This is a genomic window from Streptomyces sp. GQFP (genome assembly GCF_021545335.1).
In the GTDB taxonomy this organism is placed as follows: domain Bacteria; phylum Actinomycetota; class Actinomycetes; order Streptomycetales; family Streptomycetaceae; genus Streptomyces.
On record NZ_CP089312.1, the window covers coordinates 6832123 to 6848023 of the forward strand.

Sequence of the window (15901 nt, forward strand, 5' to 3'; positions counted from 1 at the left end):
CATAATGGCGTGCGGCACATGGGGAATGGGGTTTCGCCCCCGCCGCCCCTACCCGTCCCATCCCGTTCCTGGGGGCTGCGCCCCCAGACCCCCGCTGTCGGCCTGGACGGCCTCGTCCTCAAACGCCGGACGGGCTGGAATGGCCGTGGGGTGCGTCACCTCCCCCCATTTACTTGGACGTCCTAGTATCCTGATTACTAGGACGTCCAAGTAAATGGGAAGGCATGACCGTGAACGATCTCCACCGTCCCGTGCACCCCGTCCGGCTGGTCACCGCCTCGGCGCTGTTCGACGGGCATGACGCCTCGATCAACATCATGCGGCGGATCTTCCAGTCCCAGGGTGCCGAGGTGATCCACCTGGGGCACAACCGGTCGGTGCGGGAGGTCGTGGACGCGGCGCTCGAAGAGGATGCGCACGGTGTCGCTGTGTCGTCCTATCAGGGCGGGCATGTTGAGTACTTCGAGTACCTGGTCGAGTCGCTGCGGGGGCAGGGGGCCGAGCACATCCAGGTGGTGGGCGGCGGGGGCGGTGTCATCGTGCCCGACGAGATCGCTCGGCTGCGGCGGAGCGGTGTCACCATCTTCTCGCCCGAGGACGGGCAGCGGATGGGCCTCGCCGGGATGGTCAACTCGGTCGTCAGAGACTGCGATTTTGATCTTTGGGACAGCAAGCCTGTTGATGCCGCCTCCGTACTTACCGGTGATCGGTTCGCCATCGCCCGTGCCATCACCGGCGCCGAGCTGGGCAAGCTGCCCGCCGAGCTGCTGGAGCAGGTGCGTACCGCCGCTGCGGCGCGCGTGACGCCCGTTCTCGGAATCACCGGCACCGGCGGCTCCGGGAAGTCCTCGCTCACCGACGAACTCGTACGGCGGTTCCGCGTCGACCAGCAGGACAAGCTGCGGATCGCCGTGATCGCCGTCGACCCGACCCGGCGCCGGGGTGGCGGGGCGCTGCTCGGCGACCGGATCCGGATGAACTCCCTGGACGGGAGCCGGGTCTTCTTCCGGAGTCTGGCCACGCGTGGCAGTCATGAGCTGCCCGAGCATCTGTCCGACGTGATCGATGTCGTCAAGGCCGCCGGGTTCGATCTTGTCATCGTGGAGACGCCCGGTATCGGCCAGGGTGACGCGGCGATCGTGCCGTACGTCGACACCTCGATGTATGTGATGACGCCGGAGTTCGGCGCCGCCTCGCAGCTGGAGAAGATCGACATGCTCGACTTCGCCGATGTCGTGGCGATCAACAAGTTCGAGCGGCGCGGGGCCAAGGACGCGCTGCGGGACGTGGGCCGGCAGCTTGTGCGGAACCGGGAGGCGTTCGGGAAGAAGCCCGAGGACATGCCGGTGTTCGGCACCTCCGCCGCCACCTTCAACGACGACGGTGTCACCGCGCTCTACCAGTATCTGAAGGCCGATCTGGGTGAGCGGGGGCTGCCCCTGTCCGACGGTGCCCTGGCGCCCGTCGCCGTGCGGCACTCCTCCGGAATCCGGCGGGTCGTGCCCGCCGAGCGGGTGCGCTATCTCGCCGAGATCACCGAGGCGGTGCGGGCCTATCACGCCCGGACCGAGACGCTCGCCGAGGCGGCCCGGCGGGTGCAGCGGCTGGATGCCGTCATGGGTGAGCTGGTCGAGGCCGGTGCCGACGGCGAGGGCGTCGGGGCGCTGCTCGCCGACGCCCGCCGGGCCCTGCCGCCCGAGATCGGGGACCAGATCCGGGACTGGCCCGCGGTCGTGGCGTCGTACTCCGGGGACGAGCAGGTGGTGAAGGTACGGGACCGGGAGATCCGTACCCAGTTGAACCGTGAGTCCCTCTCCGGCAACAAGATCCCCCGGGTCGCGCTGCCCGCCTTCATCGACCACGGCGAGCTGGTGCGGTTCTGGCGGCGGGAGAATCTGCCCGGCCTCTTCCCGTTCACCGCCGGAGTGTTCCCCTTCAAGCGGGACGGCGAGGACCCGGCGCGGATGTTCGCCGGGGAGGGTGATCCGTTCCGTACGAACCGGCGCTTCAAGCTGCTCTCCGAGGGACAGCCGGCCACCCGGCTCTCCACCGCGTTCGACTCCGTCACCCTCTACGGCCGTGACCCCGACGAACGCCCCGACATCTACGGCAAGGTCGGCACCTCCGGGGTCTCCGTGGCCACCCTCGACGACATGAAGGCGCTCTACGACGGGTTCGATCTCGTCGCTCCCACCACCTCCGTGTCCATGACGATCAACGGGCCCGCTCCGACCGTCCTCGCCTTCTTCCTCAACACCGTCATCGAACAGCAGAACGATGCCTTCCGTGCGCGCGAGGGGCGTGATCCGTCGCCCGAAGAAGCCTCCCAGCTGCGCGCGTACGCACTCGCGAATGTGCGGGGCACCGTGCAGGCCGACATCCTCAAGGAGGACCAGGGGCAGAACACCTGTCTCTTCTCCACCGAGTTCTCGCTGCGGATGATGGCCGACATCCAGGAGTGGTTCATCGAGCAGAAGGTCCGCAACTTCTACTCCGTGTCCATCTCCGGCTACCACATCGCCGAGGCCGGGGCGAACCCGATCAGCCAGCTCGCCTTCACTCTCGCCAACGGGTTCACGTACGTCGAGGCCTATCTGGCACGGGGCATGAGCATCGACGACTTCGCGCCCAATCTCTCCTTCTTCTTCTCCAACGGGATGGACCCGGAGTACTCCGTCCTCGGTCGGGTCGCCCGGCGGATCTGGGCCGTCGCGATGAAGGAGCGGTACGGGGCCAATGAGCGCAGCCAGAAGCTGAAGTACCACGTGCAGACCTCGGGCCGTTCCCTGCACGCCCAGGAGATGGACTTCAACGACATCCGCACCACCCTGCAGGGGCTCATCGCCATTTACGACAACGCCAACTCCCTGCACACCAACGCCTATGACGAGGCCGTCACCACACCGTCCGAGGAGTCGGTGCGGCGGGCGCTGGCGATCCAGCTGATCATCAACCGGGAGTGGGGGCTCGCCATGAACGAGAACCCGCTCCAGGGGTCGTTCATCATCGACCAGCTCACCGACCTGGTCGAGGAGGCCGTGCTCGCCGAGTTCGATCGCATCAACGAGCGGGGTGGCGTACTCGGGGCCATGGAGACCGGGTACCAGCGCGGGCGCATCCAGGACGAGTCGATGCTGTACGAGCAGCGCAAGCACGACGGCACGCTGCCGATCATCGGGGTCAACACCTTCCGTCGGCCCGGTGGGGAAGGGGTGCCCCACGAGGTGGAGCTGGCCCGTGCCACGGAGACCGAGAAGGAGTCCCAGCTCACGCGCGTCCGCGACTTCCAGAACGCGCATGGCGCGGAGGCCGCGCAGGCGCTCGCCCGGTTGAAGGAGGCCGCGGTGGGCGGCGAGAACGCCTTCGAGGCGCTGATGGCCGCCGCCAGGGTGTGCACGCTGCGCCAGGTCACCGAGGCGTTCTTCGAGATCGGCGGGCAGTACCGGAGGAATGTGTGAGGAGCGGCTGAGGAAGCTCCGACATTCTTGACCGCTGCTTGGCGCTCCACGATGCTGTGTTGCGGCACATGAGATGTGTGCCGCAATGAGCAACATCCAGGTTGTACCAGCCGAGGAGTGGCCATGACTCATCAGGTCCGTGCTGTCGTCGCCCGGGGGAAGGGCGCCCCCGTCAGCCTGGAGACGATCCTCGTGCCCGATCCCGGTCCGGGCGAGGCGCTGGTGAAGATCCAGGCCTGCGGGGTCTGCCACACCGACCTGCACTACCGCGAGGGCGGGATCAACGACGACTTCCCCTTCCTCCTCGGCCATGAGGCGGCCGGAGTCGTGGAGTCGGTCGGGGAGGGCGTCACGGACGTGGCCCCCGGTGACTTCGTGATCCTCAACTGGCGTGCCGTGTGCGGGAACTGTCGTGCCTGTCTGCGCGGGCGGCCCTGGTACTGCTTCAACACGCACAACGCCAAGCAGAAGATGACGCTCACCGACGGCACCGAGCTGTCCCCTGCCCTCGGCATCGGCGCCTTCGCCGAGAAGACCCTCGTCGCGGCCGGGCAGTGCACCAAGGTCGACCCGGCCGCCTCGGCCGCTGTCGCCGGGCTGCTGGGGTGCGGGGTGATGGCCGGTATCGGGGCCGCCATCAACACCGGCAACGTCGGACGCGGTGACACGGTCGCCGTCATCGGCTGTGGGGGCGTGGGCGACGCGGCGGTCGTCGGGGCCAACCTCGCCGGTGCCGCGAAGATCATCGCCGTCGACATCGACGACCGGAAACTGGCCACCGCCCGCACCCTGGGCGCCACCCACACGGTCAACTCCAAGGAGGCCGACGCCGTCGAGGCGATCCGCGAGCTGACCGGCGGCCACGGCGCCGACGTCGTCATCGAGGCGGTCGGCCGCCCGGAGACGTACAAGCAGGCCTTCTACGCCCGTGACCTCGCGGGCACGGTGGTGCTGGTCGGCGTACCGACACCGGAGATGAAGCTGGAGCTTCCGCTGATCGACGTCTTCGGGCGCGGTGGCTCGCTGAAGTCGTCCTGGTACGGCGACTGCCTGCCCTCCCGGGACTTCCCGATGCTCATCGACCTCCACCTCCAGGGCCGCCTCCCGCTGGACGCCTTCGTGACCGAGACCATCGCGCTCGACGACGTCGAGAAGGCGTTCGAGCGGATGCACGGTGGCGATGTGCTGCGTTCCGTGGTGGTGCTGTGATGGCCGCGCGAATCCAGCAGCCCGCCCGCATCGAACGCCTCGTCACCTCGGGCACGTTCTCGCTCGACGGCGGAACCTGGGACGTCGACAACAACGTGTGGATCGTCGGCGACGACCACGAGGCGATCGTCATCGACGCCGCCCATGACGCCGACGCCATCGCGGCGGCTCTCGGCGGCCGTACGCTCCGGGCCGTCGTGTGCACCCACGCCCACAACGACCACATCGACGCGGCCCCCGCACTCGCCGCGCGCACCGGTGCCCCGATCCTGCTCCACGGCGACGACCTGCCGCTGTGGAAGCAGACCCACCCGGAGCGCGCGCCCGACGGCGAGCTGGCCGACGGTCAGGTCCTCACCGTGGCCGGGGTCGAACTGACCGTGCTGCACACGCCCGGTCATGCCCCGGGCGCGGTCTGCCTGTACGCGCCCGCCCTGACCGCCCTCTTCGGCGGTGACACCCTGTTCGCGGGAGGTCCGGGGGCGACGGGACGGTCGTACAGCCATTTCCCGACCATCGTCGACTCGATCCGCGACCGGCTGCTGACCCTGCCGGGCGACACGGTCGTATACACCGGGCACGGTGATACGACCACCGTCGCCGCCGAGGCGCCGCACCTCCAGGAGTGGATCGACCGCGGTTTCTGACCGTCCGGCCCGTCCGGCGATCCGTACACCCCGCCCTCTGGGGTCCATTGCTGCCCGATGTCTGTCTGAGCTGCGCCGAAGCGCTCATTCCGGCATCGGGCTCGCTTGGTTTCAGGTTGTGCAATGTGATGTGTGTTGTCCATTACGCAACTCGCGAGTTGGCTCATCCCGGTCCCTGGACTTCTTGACAAGGGTTCTGGGCGCCCTCAAACTGACGTTGCGCTTACCGCAATCCGTTTCGCTATACGCACCGAGGTGTCATGATGATTCCCGCGTGCCGTCTCGCGGATCTCCCGCGAGGTGAGGCCCTCCGGCTCGACATCGACCCGCCCGTCTCGGTGTTCCACACCGACGACGGCGAGGTCTTCGCCATCGACGACACCTGCACCCACCAGGATGCCTCGCTCGCCGACGGCTGGCTGGAGGGCTGCGAGGTGGAATGCCCGCTGCACGCCTCCAAGTTCGACCTGCGCACCGGCGCGGTGGACTCCCCGCCGGCCAAGCTGCCGGTGCGGACCCACGAGGTCGTCGTCGAGGACGGCATGATCTACGTACGGGTGTCCACGGACGCCCCCAACCTCCCGCCCTGCGTCGCCGCCCGGCTCGCCGGGGGTCCCGCGTGAGGACAGTTGCCGTGGTGGGCGCCTCGCTGGCCGGGCTGTCGGCGGCGCGCTCCCTCCGGAAGCAGGGCTACGACGGACGGCTGGTCGTCATCGGCGACGAGGCGCACCGCCCGTACGACAGACCGCCGTTGTCCAAGGAGTTCCTGGCCGGAACCCTCGGCGAGGCGGACCTCGGACTGGAGACGGACGGCGAGGACCTCGGCGCGGAGTGGCTGCTCGGCACCCGCGCCACCGGCCTCGACCGCACCGACCGGTCCGTCCGCCTCGCCGACGGCCAGGTGGTGCGCGCCGACGGCATCGTCATCGCGACCGGCGCCGCCGCACGCACCCTGCCGGGCGCCGACGGCCTCACCGGCGTGCACACCCTGCGCACCCTCGACGATGCCCGCGCCCTGCGCGACGAACTCGCCCGCGGTGGACGCCTGGTGGTGATCGGCGGCGGCTTCATCGGCGCGGAGGTCGCCTCCACGGCGTACGCCCTCGGCCTCGACGTCACGGTCATCGAGGCCGCCCCGACACCGCTGGCCGGTCCCCTGGGCGAGACCATGGGCGCCGTCGTCTCCGGACTGCATGCCGACCATGGCGTACGGCTGTTGTGCGGGGTCGGGGTGAAGGGGCTGAGCGGGGAGCGGCAGGTGGACGCTGTTCTGCTGGACGACGGGCGCAGTGTTCCCGCCGACATCGTCGTCGTCGGGGTGGGGGCGCGGCCCTGCGTCGAGTGGTTGGACGGGTCCGGGGTCGTTCTCGACAACGGGGTCAAGTGCGGGGCGGACGGGCGTAGCAGCCTGGCGGGCGTTGTTGCGGTTGGTGACTGTGCCAACTGGTACGACCCGCGGGCGGGCGTTCATCGGCGGGTCGAGCACTGGACCGGGGCGGTGGAGCGGCCTGCTGCTGCGGTGGCTGCGTTGTTGGCGGGCGGGGCGGTTGAGCCGGGGGTGCCCCGGCCGCCCTATTTCTGGTCGGATCAGTACGGGGTGAAGATTCAGTTCGCCGGGTTCGCGGGGGGCGCTGACAGTGTGACGGTTGAGGAAGGTGCTGTTGGTGACCGTAATGTCCTTGCCGTTTATCGGCGGGGTGGGGAGCCGGTGGCTGTGCTGGGGATGAATCAGCCCCGGTTGTTTGTGCGGTGGCGTAAGCAGTTGGCTCTGCCGGTCGTGCGGTGAATTCGGCTGCGGGCCGGTGGGGGCTTGTCGCGCAGTTCCCCGCGCCCCTAGCGGGCGCGCCCCTGCGGGGCGCTGCCCGCTGTCAACTGGGGCGCTGCTGCCCGACATCACGTCTACCGATCTTTGATCACTACGTTTCTCCGAGGAGTGCCCTGTGACCTCGACCAGTCTGCCCGACAGTCTGATCGCCACCCTCCCCGGCTCCTCCTATACGGACGCGGGGATCTTCGCGCAGGAGCAGGAGCGCATATTCGAGACCATGTGGTTCTGTGTCGCGCGTGCGTCCGAGCTGGCGAAGCCCGGTGCCTTCCGGACCGTCGACGTGGGCCGCGAGAGCATCCTCGTGACGCGGGCGCGGGACAACTCGATCCGCGCCTACTTCAATGTGTGCCGGCATCGCGGCGCCAAGCTCTGCACCGAGGAGACCGGCGAGGTCAAGCGGGCCTTCCAATGTCCGTACCACGCCTGGACGTACGGGCTCGACGGCAAGCTCGTCGCCGCGCCCAACCTCACGAAGATGCCGGACGTCGGGCGTACCGAGTACGGCCTGGTGAGCGTGGCCGTGCGGGAGTGGCTCGGCTATGTCTGGGTCTGCCTCGCGGAGAACCCGCCCTCCTTCGAGGAGGACGTCATCGGCGAGGTCGTCAGCAGACTCGGTGACGTCGAGTCGATCGAGCACTACGACATCGACAACCTCTCGGTCGGCAAACGGATCGTCTATGACGTGAAGGCCAACTGGAAGCTCATCATCGAGAACTTCATGGAGTGCTACCACTGCGCCACGATCCACCCCGAACTCACCGAGGTACTCCCCGAGTTCGCCGACGGCTACGCCGCCCAGTACTACGTCGGCCACGGCGCCGAGTTCGGCGGCGAGGTCCAGGGATTCACGATCGACGGCTCCGAGGGGCTCGACCGCATCCCGGGCGTCGCCGAGGACCAGGACCGCCGCTACTACGCGATCACCGTCAGACCGCAGGTGTTCATCAACCTCGTACCCGACCATGTGATCTTCCACCGCATGTACCCGGTGGCCGTCGACCGCACGATCGTCGAGTGCGACTGGCTCTACCTCCCGCACGTCGTCGAGAGCGGCAAGGACGTCAGCCGGTCCGTGGAGCTGTTCGACCGGGTCAACCGGCAGGACTTCGAGGCCTGCGAGCGCACCCAGCCAGGGATGAGTTCCCGGCTGTATGCGAAGGGCGGCGTGCTGGTTCCGAGCGAGCACCACATAGGTGCCTTCCACGACTGGGTGAACGAGCGGCTCGTTCAGTAGGGGTGCGCGGGCATCGGCTTTTAGGGGCCCGGGGAACTGCGCGACCAGCCCCCACCGGGCCCGCACCCAACAAACTCACCCCAGATACCCCATCCGGTGACTGATCTCCGCCGCCCCCTTCACCAGCAGCGGCGCCAACTCATGCAACCGCTCCTCCGTGAACCGATAAGACGGCCCCGACGCACTCACCGCCGCCACAACCACCCCGTCCCTGTCCCGGATCGGCGCCGCCATCGCGTGCAGCCCGAGCTCCAACTCCTCCCGCGTCCACGCATACCCCCGCTCCCGAGCCTCCCCGAGGTCCTTCTCCAGCTTCGACTTCGCGGTGATCGTGTGCGGGGTGACCTTCTTCAGACCCGCCCCGTTCAGCAGCGCGGTGCGCTCCTTGGAGGGCAGGTGGGCCAGCAGGATCTTGCCGCTGGAGGTGGCGTGCAGCGGGGTCAGCTGGCCGACCCAGTTGTACGCGCTGACCGCTCCGGGGCCGCGTGCCTCGAACAGGTTGACGGCGTAGTGCTCCTGCAGCACGGCGATGTTGACGGTCTCGCCGATCTCCTCGGCGAGCTGCTCGCAGACCGGGCGCCCCTGCTGGGTGATGTCGATACTTCCCGTGACCGCGCCCGCCAGCCGCACGATGCCGAAGCCGAGGCGGTACTTGCCGCGCTCGCCCGCCTGCTCCACCAGACCACGTGCCTCCAGCGCGCCTAGCAGCCGGAACGCGGTCGATTTGTGAACATCGATCTCGGCAGCGACCTCGCTGACGCCTGCCTCGCCGCGTTGGGCGAGTATCTCCAGAACGCTGATCGCGCGGTCCACCGACTGCACTCCGCCGGCCGGTGAATTGGACGTTTCGGTGTCTGTGCTGTGGTTGCTCACAACGAAACTATACGCGCAGTAAAAAACGCCCCTGCCGGTAACAGCTACGAAACCAAGACCTTGCATGTTGCGTGTCCCGCAACCTGGTGCGTATAGCGCTACTGGATTAGCATGCGTCGCGTATCTACGGCGCGAGCGAGACGAGAGATCATGGCTCCCCTGCAATACGACTTCGTCATCGTCGGCGGCGGATCGGCCGGCAGCGCACTGGCCAACAGGCTCTCGGCGGACCCGGCCAACCGGGTACTGGTCCTGGAAGCCGGCCGGTCCGACTACCCGTGGGACGTCTTCATCCAGATGCCCGCGGCCCTCACCTATCCCATCGGCAGCCGCTTCTACGACTGGAAGTACGAGTCCGAGCCCGAACCCCACATGGGCGGCCGGCGCATCTACCACGCGCGCGGCAAGGTCCTCGGCGGCTCCAGCAGCATCAACGGCATGATCTTCCAGCGCGGAAACCCTCTGGACTACGAGCGCTGGGCGGCCGACCCCGGCATGGACAAGTGGGACTACGCCCACTGTCTCCCCTACTTCCGGCGCATGGAGAACTGTCTCGCCGCCGACCCCGACGACGAGTTCCGCGGCCACGACGGCCCCCTCGTCCTCGAACGCGGCCCGGCAAGCAATCCGCTCTTCGGCGCCTTCCTCAAGGCCACCGAGGAGGCGGGGTATCCGGCGACGGACGACGTCAACGGGTACCGGCAGGAGGGCTTCGCCAAGTTCGACCGCAACGTCCACCGGGGACGCCGGCTGTCGGCGTCCAAGGCCTACCTCAAGCCCGTCCGCAAGCGGCCCAACCTCACGGTGAAGACGCGGGCGCTGGTCACCCGCGTCCTCTTCGAGGGCAAGAAGGCCGTCGGCGTCGAGTACCAGCGGGGCAAGGGCGCGCTTCAGCAGGTCCGCGCCAAGGAGGTCATCCTCTGCGGCGGCGCCATCAACTCCCCGCAGCTGCTCCAGCTGTCGGGCGTCGGCAACGCCGAGGAACTGAGCGCCCTGGGCATCGACGTCGTCCACGACCTCCCCGGCGTCGGCGAGAACATGCAGGACCACCTGGAGGTGTACGTCCAGTACGCCTGCAAGCAGCCGGTGTCCATGCAGCCGTACATGGCGAAGTGGCGCGCTCCGTTCATCGGGCTGCAGTGGCTGTTCAGGAAGGGTCCCGCTGCCACGAACCACTTCGAGGCCGGGGGCTTCGCCCGCAGCAACGAGGACGTCGACTACCCCAACCTGATGTTCCACTTCCTGCCCATCGCGGTCCGCTACGACGGCTCCTCGCCGGCAGGCGGCCACGGCTACCAGGTGCACGTGGGCCCCATGTACTCCGACGCCATCGGCTCGGTGAAGATCAAGAGCAAGGACCCGCGCGAGCACCCCGCGCTGCGCTTCAACTACCTCTCCACCGAGCAGGACCGGCGGGAGTGGGTCGAGGCGATCCGGGTGGCGCGCAAGCTGCTCAGCCAGCCGGCCATGGCTCCGTACAACGACGGGGAGGTCTCGCCGGGCCCCCAGGTGGAGACGGACGAGCAGATCCTCGACTGGGTCGCCAAGGAGGGCGAGACGGCTCTGCATCCGTCCTGCACCTGCAAGATGGGGCCCGTGGCGGACGAGATGGCGGTCGTCGACCCGGAGAGTCTGCGGGTGCACGGGGTGGAGGGCCTGCGGGTCGTGGACGCCTCCGTCATGCCCTACGTCACCAACGGGAACATCTACGCGCCGGTGATGATGATCGCCGAGAAGGCCGCCGATCTAATCCTCGGCAAGGAGCCGCTGCCGGCTTCGAAGGCGGCGTACTACCGCCTCCGTGACGAAGAGCAGGCCGGGTAGACCTTGGCCGCATCAGGGCTTCGGGGGCTCCGGGAACTGCTGGAGCGGGTCCGGTACGAGGTGCTGCCCGCCAAGGCCACCGAGGACAAGGTGCTGGCCCATGTTCCGCGCGAGGTCGTCGTCACGGTGACGGCCTCGCCGGTCAAGGGGCTGGAACCGACCCTCGACCTGGCCGGGCGGCTGGCGGGGCACGGTTATCGCGTCGTCCCGCATGTGCCCGCGCGGCTGCTGCGGGACGACGTCCATGTGAAGGACGTCGTCGACCGGCTGCGGGAGGCGGGAGTCGACGACGTCTTCGTCCCGGCGGGGGACTCGGATCCACCGGCCGGGGCGTACGAGGGCGCGCTGCCGGTGCTGCGGCGGCTGGGCGAGCTGGGCAGTCCGTTCACACATGTCGGCGTGACCGGCTATCCCGAGAGCCATCCGCTCATCCACGACGACGTCACCATCCAGGCGATGTGGGACAAGCGGGAGCATGCGACGTACATCGTGAGCAATCTGTGCTTCGACGCGCGCGTGCTGGGGGAGTGGGTGGGTCGTATACGGCGGCGGGAGGTTGCGCTGCCTGTGTACGTGGGTGTGGCCGGGCCTGTGCAGCGGGCCAAGCTGCTGTCGATGGCCACGAAGATCGGCGTGGGGGAGTCGACGCGGTTCCTGGCCCGGCACCCGTTGTGGTTCCTGCGGTTCGCTGCGCCTGGTGGGTATTCGCCGGAGCGGTTGCTTTCGCGGGCGGAGGGGGCGCTTGGGGCGCCGGGGGCGGGGGTGGCGGGGCTGCACCTGTTTACGTTCAATCAGGTGGCGGAGACGGAGCGATGGCGGCGGGCTGTGCTGGACCGGCTTGAGGGGTGAGGGTCGGTGCAGTGGGCGTTGGCCTCAACGCAGTCACCGCCGTTGTCGCTGTACGAGGCCGTCGCCGAGCAGGTGGGCCGCCAGCGGCCGTTGTCAGTGACTGGATCTACTGTGAGGCCCGTCGATCGCCCGTGTCGGGGGCGGTTCATCACAGGAGCGCTGACCTGGGGTCGGCGTGGGTCCGAGGAAGAGGCAGCCGTGCGGGAGAAGGAACGCGAGGGGTACGTGCCCGTGGGCGCCGGCCACACGCCGGACGCCAGGGGCACCGGAGATGCCGAAGATTCTGCGGCGGCACCCGACGAGGCCTCCTTCACGCTGCCCGCCGCCTGGCGGCACAGGCTCCGCCCGCGCTGGGGCGGCATCGAGCGGTTCACGCACGTCCCCCACGGGGCGGCTCTCGACCACTGGGACAGGCGGCTCGCGGCGGCGAAGGAGCAGTGGACCGGCACGGTCCTCGTCGGGGACGTCCCGGGCGTCGACCCCGAACTCGCCGACGCCGCACGCCTCTATCTGGAGGGGACGGCGGACCCGGTCGGCGCCGCGGTCCTGGCCGTGATCACCGACCGCGGGAAGCTGCTGTACGAAGAGGTCGTCGATGCCTGGGATCTGCGGCACGGAACGGTCTTCGCTGCCCGTGCCACGGTGGAGCTGTTCGAGCTTGACCACCAGAGCGGCCAGGACCGGACCACCAGGCTGGCCGTCCTGCCCGAGGGCGACTCGCCGCAGCGGCTGTGGTTGCGCCGGGGCGCCGCCGACCGGGTGCGGACGCTGCTGTCGATGGCCGGTGAGGACGAGTACCGCGAGGTGGTGGCGGCTCTGGCCGCGCACCGCGGCGGTGCGCGGCGCCGAATTGTGGTGTCGTATCTGGTCCCGGCCGAGACCGACTGGGTCGCGGAGTGCTGTGCCGACCCGGGGGAGAGCGGCCGGGAGGACCGTGTCGTACGCGCCATGCTGTTCGAGTCGCTGAACGACGAGGAGCAGTTGCGGGCTCTGCTGCGGGCGGGCGGCGTGCCCGCCTACGACGGCGAGCTCTCCACCGCGGCGACCGTCGCCGAGGGCGTCGGCCCGGCCGTAGCCGCGCTGATCGCGGAGATCTGGCGGCACCGTACGCCTTCCTACGGGGCATCGGCGGAAGAACAGGCGGGCATCCTGGCGGAGCTGCCGACGGACGAGGCGTTCGAGCTGCTGATGTCCCACGCGGACGACAAACAGGTGCGTCCGGCACTGCTGGAGGCGGTGCGCCGGTATCCGGTGCGCGCGGCCCGTCTGCTGGCCGGCCGGGCGGCGCCCGCCCCGGGCCGCAACTCCTTCCTGCTGGGCCAGTTGCTGACCGCGCATGTGGCCACGCACGGTGAGCTGCTGAAGTCGCGGCTCGCACAGTTCCCGCCCCGGGCCGCCGGGGTGGTACGGGAGCTGCTGCACCCGGCCGCCGCCGACGCCCCCGCCGAGGCGCTGCCCGAACTGCTGGTGAGCCCGCCGTGGACACGCGAGCGGACGGCGCCGGCACCGAGAACCGTCAAGGGGCTCGTCGCGGGGGAGGAGACCCGCATGCTGTGGCAGCCCGGCGAGCGCGAGGCATGGGATGCCGCCGTCGGGGAGCCGGAGCGGCGGGCGCGGCGCCGGCACGGCGAGCCGTATCCCGACGTGGCAACCCTGCGGGAGCGCTTCACCGACCTCGACAATTACCAGCTGGCCGCCCTGTTCACCGACGGTCCGGACACGTACCGCCCGCTGCTGGCGCAGTGGACTCCCGAGTACATGTGGCAGCCGGTCGAGAATCTGAAGCCGGTGGCCGCCCGATGGGAGGGGGACGCGCTGCCGCCGATGCTGCGCGCCGCGGCGCGGGAGCCCGCTGTGGCCGGGGAGCTGCTCCTGCCGTACCGGCAACTGGAGGTCGCGCGGCTGATGGCCGACTGGTTCGTGCGACTGAAGTCCGCCGCGGTCACGGCCCGCGCCTGGTTCGCCCGGCACGGTGCGGACGCCGCCGCGCTGCTGGTGCCCGACGCGGCCGGTCCAGCGGGCGCCGCCCGCCACAACGCCGAGCACGCGCTGCGGGCCATCGCCGCCACGCGGGGCAAGGACGCCGTGCTCGACGCGGCGGCCGGTCACAGCCCCAAGGCGGTCGCGGTCGTCCGCGACCTGCTGTCGGCCGACGGTCTGGAGCTCGCGCTGCCGTCGAAGATGCCGGAGCCCTCCGCCTGGGCGGACCCCCGGCTGCTGCCGCGCGTGCTGCTGCGCGACCGGGCCTCGGCGCTGCCGTCGGAGTCCGTGCGCCATCTGCTGACCATGCTCGCCATCTCCCGGCCCGGCGCGGTCTATACGGGTGTGGAGACGGTGAAGGAGACGTGCGACCCCGAGTCGCTGGCCGCCTTCGCCTGGTCCCTCTTCGAGCAGTGGCGGCTGTTCGGGATGCCGCCCGAGGAGAGCTGGGCGCTGCACGCCCTGGGGTGGCTCGGCGACGACGACACGGTGCGCCGGCTGACGCCGGTCCTGCGGAACTGGCCCGGTGAGGGAGCGCACAAGCGGGCCGTGGAGGGCCTGGACGTCCTGGCGGCCATCGGCAGCGACGTCGCCCTGATGCATCTGCACGGGGTGTCCCAGCGGGTGAAGTTCAAGGGGCTCAAGGCGCGGGCCCAGGAGAAGATCGAGCAGGTGGCGGCCGATCTGGGGCTGTCCGGCGAGGAACTCGCCGACCGGCTGGTGCCGGACTTCGGGCTGGACGCCGACGGCTCGACCGTCGTGGACTACGGGCCCCGGCGCTTCACCGTGGGCTTCGACGAGCAATTGCGGCCGTGCGTCCTGGATCAGGACGGCAAGCGGCGCAAGGACCTGCCCCAACCGGGTGCCCGCGACGACGCCGAGCTGGCGCCGGCGGAACGCAAGCGGTTCATGGCGCTGAAGAAGGACGTGCGGACGGTGGCCTCGGACCAGGTGCGCCGGCTGGAAGGCGCGATGGTCGCGGGCCGCAGCTGGACGACCGGTGAGTTCCGCGAGCTGTTCGTCTCCCATCCCCTGCTGTGGCATCTGGTGCGGCGGCTGGTGTGGCTGTGCGTTCCGGCCGGGGCTTCGGAGAGGGCTCTGTACGGGACCCCGGCCATCAGCGGCGCCGGTGCGGTGACGGCGTTCCGTGCGGCGGAGGACCGCACCTTCGCCGACGTACGGGACGAGGAGTTCACGTTGCCGGAGGACGCCTCGGTGCGGCTGGCGCACCCGCTCCACCTCGGCGAGGAGCTGACGGAGTGGGAGGAGCTGTTCGCCGACCACGAGATCCTGCAGCCTTTCCCGCAGCTCGGCCGCGCCGTGCACCGGCTCACGGACGACGAGGCGGCCGGCGACCGGTTGGAGCGGTTCGAGAACATCACCGTGCCGACCGCCAGACTGCTCGGCCTGGAACGGCGCGGCTGGGAGCGCGACGAGCCGATGTTCGCGGGTGTGCAGTGCTGGCTGTCCAAGCGAGTCGCGAAGGACCGCTGGATCATCGTCAGTCCGTCGGAGGGGTTCACGATCGGCGCCGTCGACGTCTCCACCGAGCAGTCGCTGGAATTCATAGGGCTGTCCGAGCAGCCCAGCGCGTGGAACCCGCCCGGGGAGCCGTCCAGGCTCGCCTTCGCCCAACTCGACCCGGTGACCGCGTCCGAGCTGCTCGCCGACCTCACGGAACTGGTGGCGCGGTGACGACGACGCACCACACCGCACGGCGCAGTTCGGGGACGGGGCGGCGGCACGCGGATCTCACGGGCGCTGCCGCCGACGGCGAGCAGCCCTGGAAGTACTACGACCTGGGCGAGGGCTACTGCTCCTACGACTTCTTCGCCAAGTGCCCCCACCGGCCGGCCTGCGCACGCGGCCCCTTCTACGTCCCCAAGACCTCAAGCCGCGGCCAACTCCTGACCGTCTAGGACGGAACAACTCAACCTCACCGACGACGAACGCGAGGCCCTCGAAGAAGACCGCGAAGCCGTCACCGCCCTTGCCGAAC

11 protein-coding genes are annotated in these 15901 nt (G+C 69.6%); 10 read left to right on the forward strand and 1 reads right to left on the reverse strand.

The window, feature by feature from the left end; all coding sequences use genetic code 11:
- Positions 1-230 precede the first annotated feature (230 nt).
- From icmF to LUX31_RS30840, 6 genes are all read left to right on the forward strand, one after another.
- Positions 231-3458, forward strand: a complete 3228-nt coding sequence (gene icmF, locus LUX31_RS30815) for a fused isobutyryl-CoA mutase/GTPase IcmF (protein WP_235480120.1) — start codon at positions 231-233, stop codon at positions 3456-3458.
- 123 nt (positions 3459-3581) lie between these two features.
- Positions 3582-4667 carry an S-(hydroxymethyl)mycothiol dehydrogenase gene (locus tag LUX31_RS30820; protein WP_235478575.1) on the forward strand — a complete coding sequence of 362 codons (1086 nt, stop codon included), beginning with the start codon at positions 3582-3584 and terminating at the stop codon, positions 4665-4667.
- Complete coding sequence (locus tag LUX31_RS30825; protein ID WP_235478576.1) at positions 4667-5314, forward strand: MBL fold metallo-hydrolase; 648 nt, start codon at positions 4667-4669, stop codon at positions 5312-5314. The genes LUX31_RS30820 and LUX31_RS30825 overlap by 1 nt, the downstream gene beginning before the upstream one ends.
- 260 nt (positions 5315-5574) lie before the next feature.
- Positions 5575-5937 (forward strand): bifunctional 3-phenylpropionate/cinnamic acid dioxygenase ferredoxin subunit, encoded by a 363-nt coding sequence (locus LUX31_RS30830; protein ID WP_235478577.1) that lies wholly within the window; start codon positions 5575-5577, stop codon positions 5935-5937.
- Positions 5934-7100 carry an NAD(P)/FAD-dependent oxidoreductase gene (locus LUX31_RS30835; RefSeq protein ID WP_235478578.1) on the forward strand — a complete coding sequence of 389 codons (1167 nt, stop codon included), beginning with the start codon at positions 5934-5936 and terminating at the stop codon, positions 7098-7100. The genes LUX31_RS30830 and LUX31_RS30835 overlap by 4 nt, the downstream gene beginning before the upstream one ends.
- 154 nt (positions 7101-7254) lie before the next feature.
- Positions 7255-8376: an aromatic ring-hydroxylating oxygenase subunit alpha gene (locus LUX31_RS30840; protein ID WP_235478579.1), complete on the forward strand. Its 1122-nt coding sequence runs from the start codon at positions 7255-7257 to the stop codon at positions 8374-8376.
- Positions 8377-8451: 75 nt separating this feature from the next.
- On the opposite strand, the gene LUX31_RS30845 is transcribed toward LUX31_RS30840, so the two are convergent.
- The gene (locus LUX31_RS30845; protein ID WP_235480121.1) at positions 8452-9198 is read right to left on the reverse strand and encodes an IclR family transcriptional regulator; all 747 of its coding nucleotides are present in this window, start codon (positions 9196-9198) and stop codon (positions 8452-8454) included.
- 201 nt (positions 9199-9399) lie between these two features.
- On the opposite strand from LUX31_RS30845, the gene betA reads away from it, so the two are divergent.
- The 4 genes from betA to LUX31_RS30865 all read left to right on the forward strand — a co-directional run bounded on the left by betA (position 9400) and on the right by LUX31_RS30865 (position 15821).
- Entirely contained in the window at positions 9400-11073 is a 1674-nt protein-coding gene (gene betA, locus LUX31_RS30850) for a choline dehydrogenase (protein WP_235478580.1), read from the forward strand.
- Positions 11074-11076: 3 nt separating this feature from the next.
- A complete protein-coding gene (locus LUX31_RS30855; RefSeq protein ID WP_235478581.1) occupies positions 11077-11922 on the forward strand; it encodes a 5,10-methylenetetrahydrofolate reductase in 846 nt (281 codons plus the stop codon).
- A gap of 198 nt (positions 11923-12120) precedes the next feature.
- Positions 12121-15597, forward strand: a complete 3477-nt coding sequence (locus LUX31_RS30860) for a DUF4132 domain-containing protein (protein WP_235478582.1) — start codon at positions 12121-12123, stop codon at positions 15595-15597.
- Positions 15594-15821 carry a hypothetical protein gene (locus LUX31_RS30865; protein ID WP_235478583.1) on the forward strand — a complete coding sequence of 76 codons (228 nt, stop codon included), beginning with the start codon at positions 15594-15596 and terminating at the stop codon, positions 15819-15821. Before LUX31_RS30860 ends, LUX31_RS30865 begins: the two co-directional genes overlap by 4 nt.
- Positions 15822-15901: the final 80 nt, after the last annotated feature.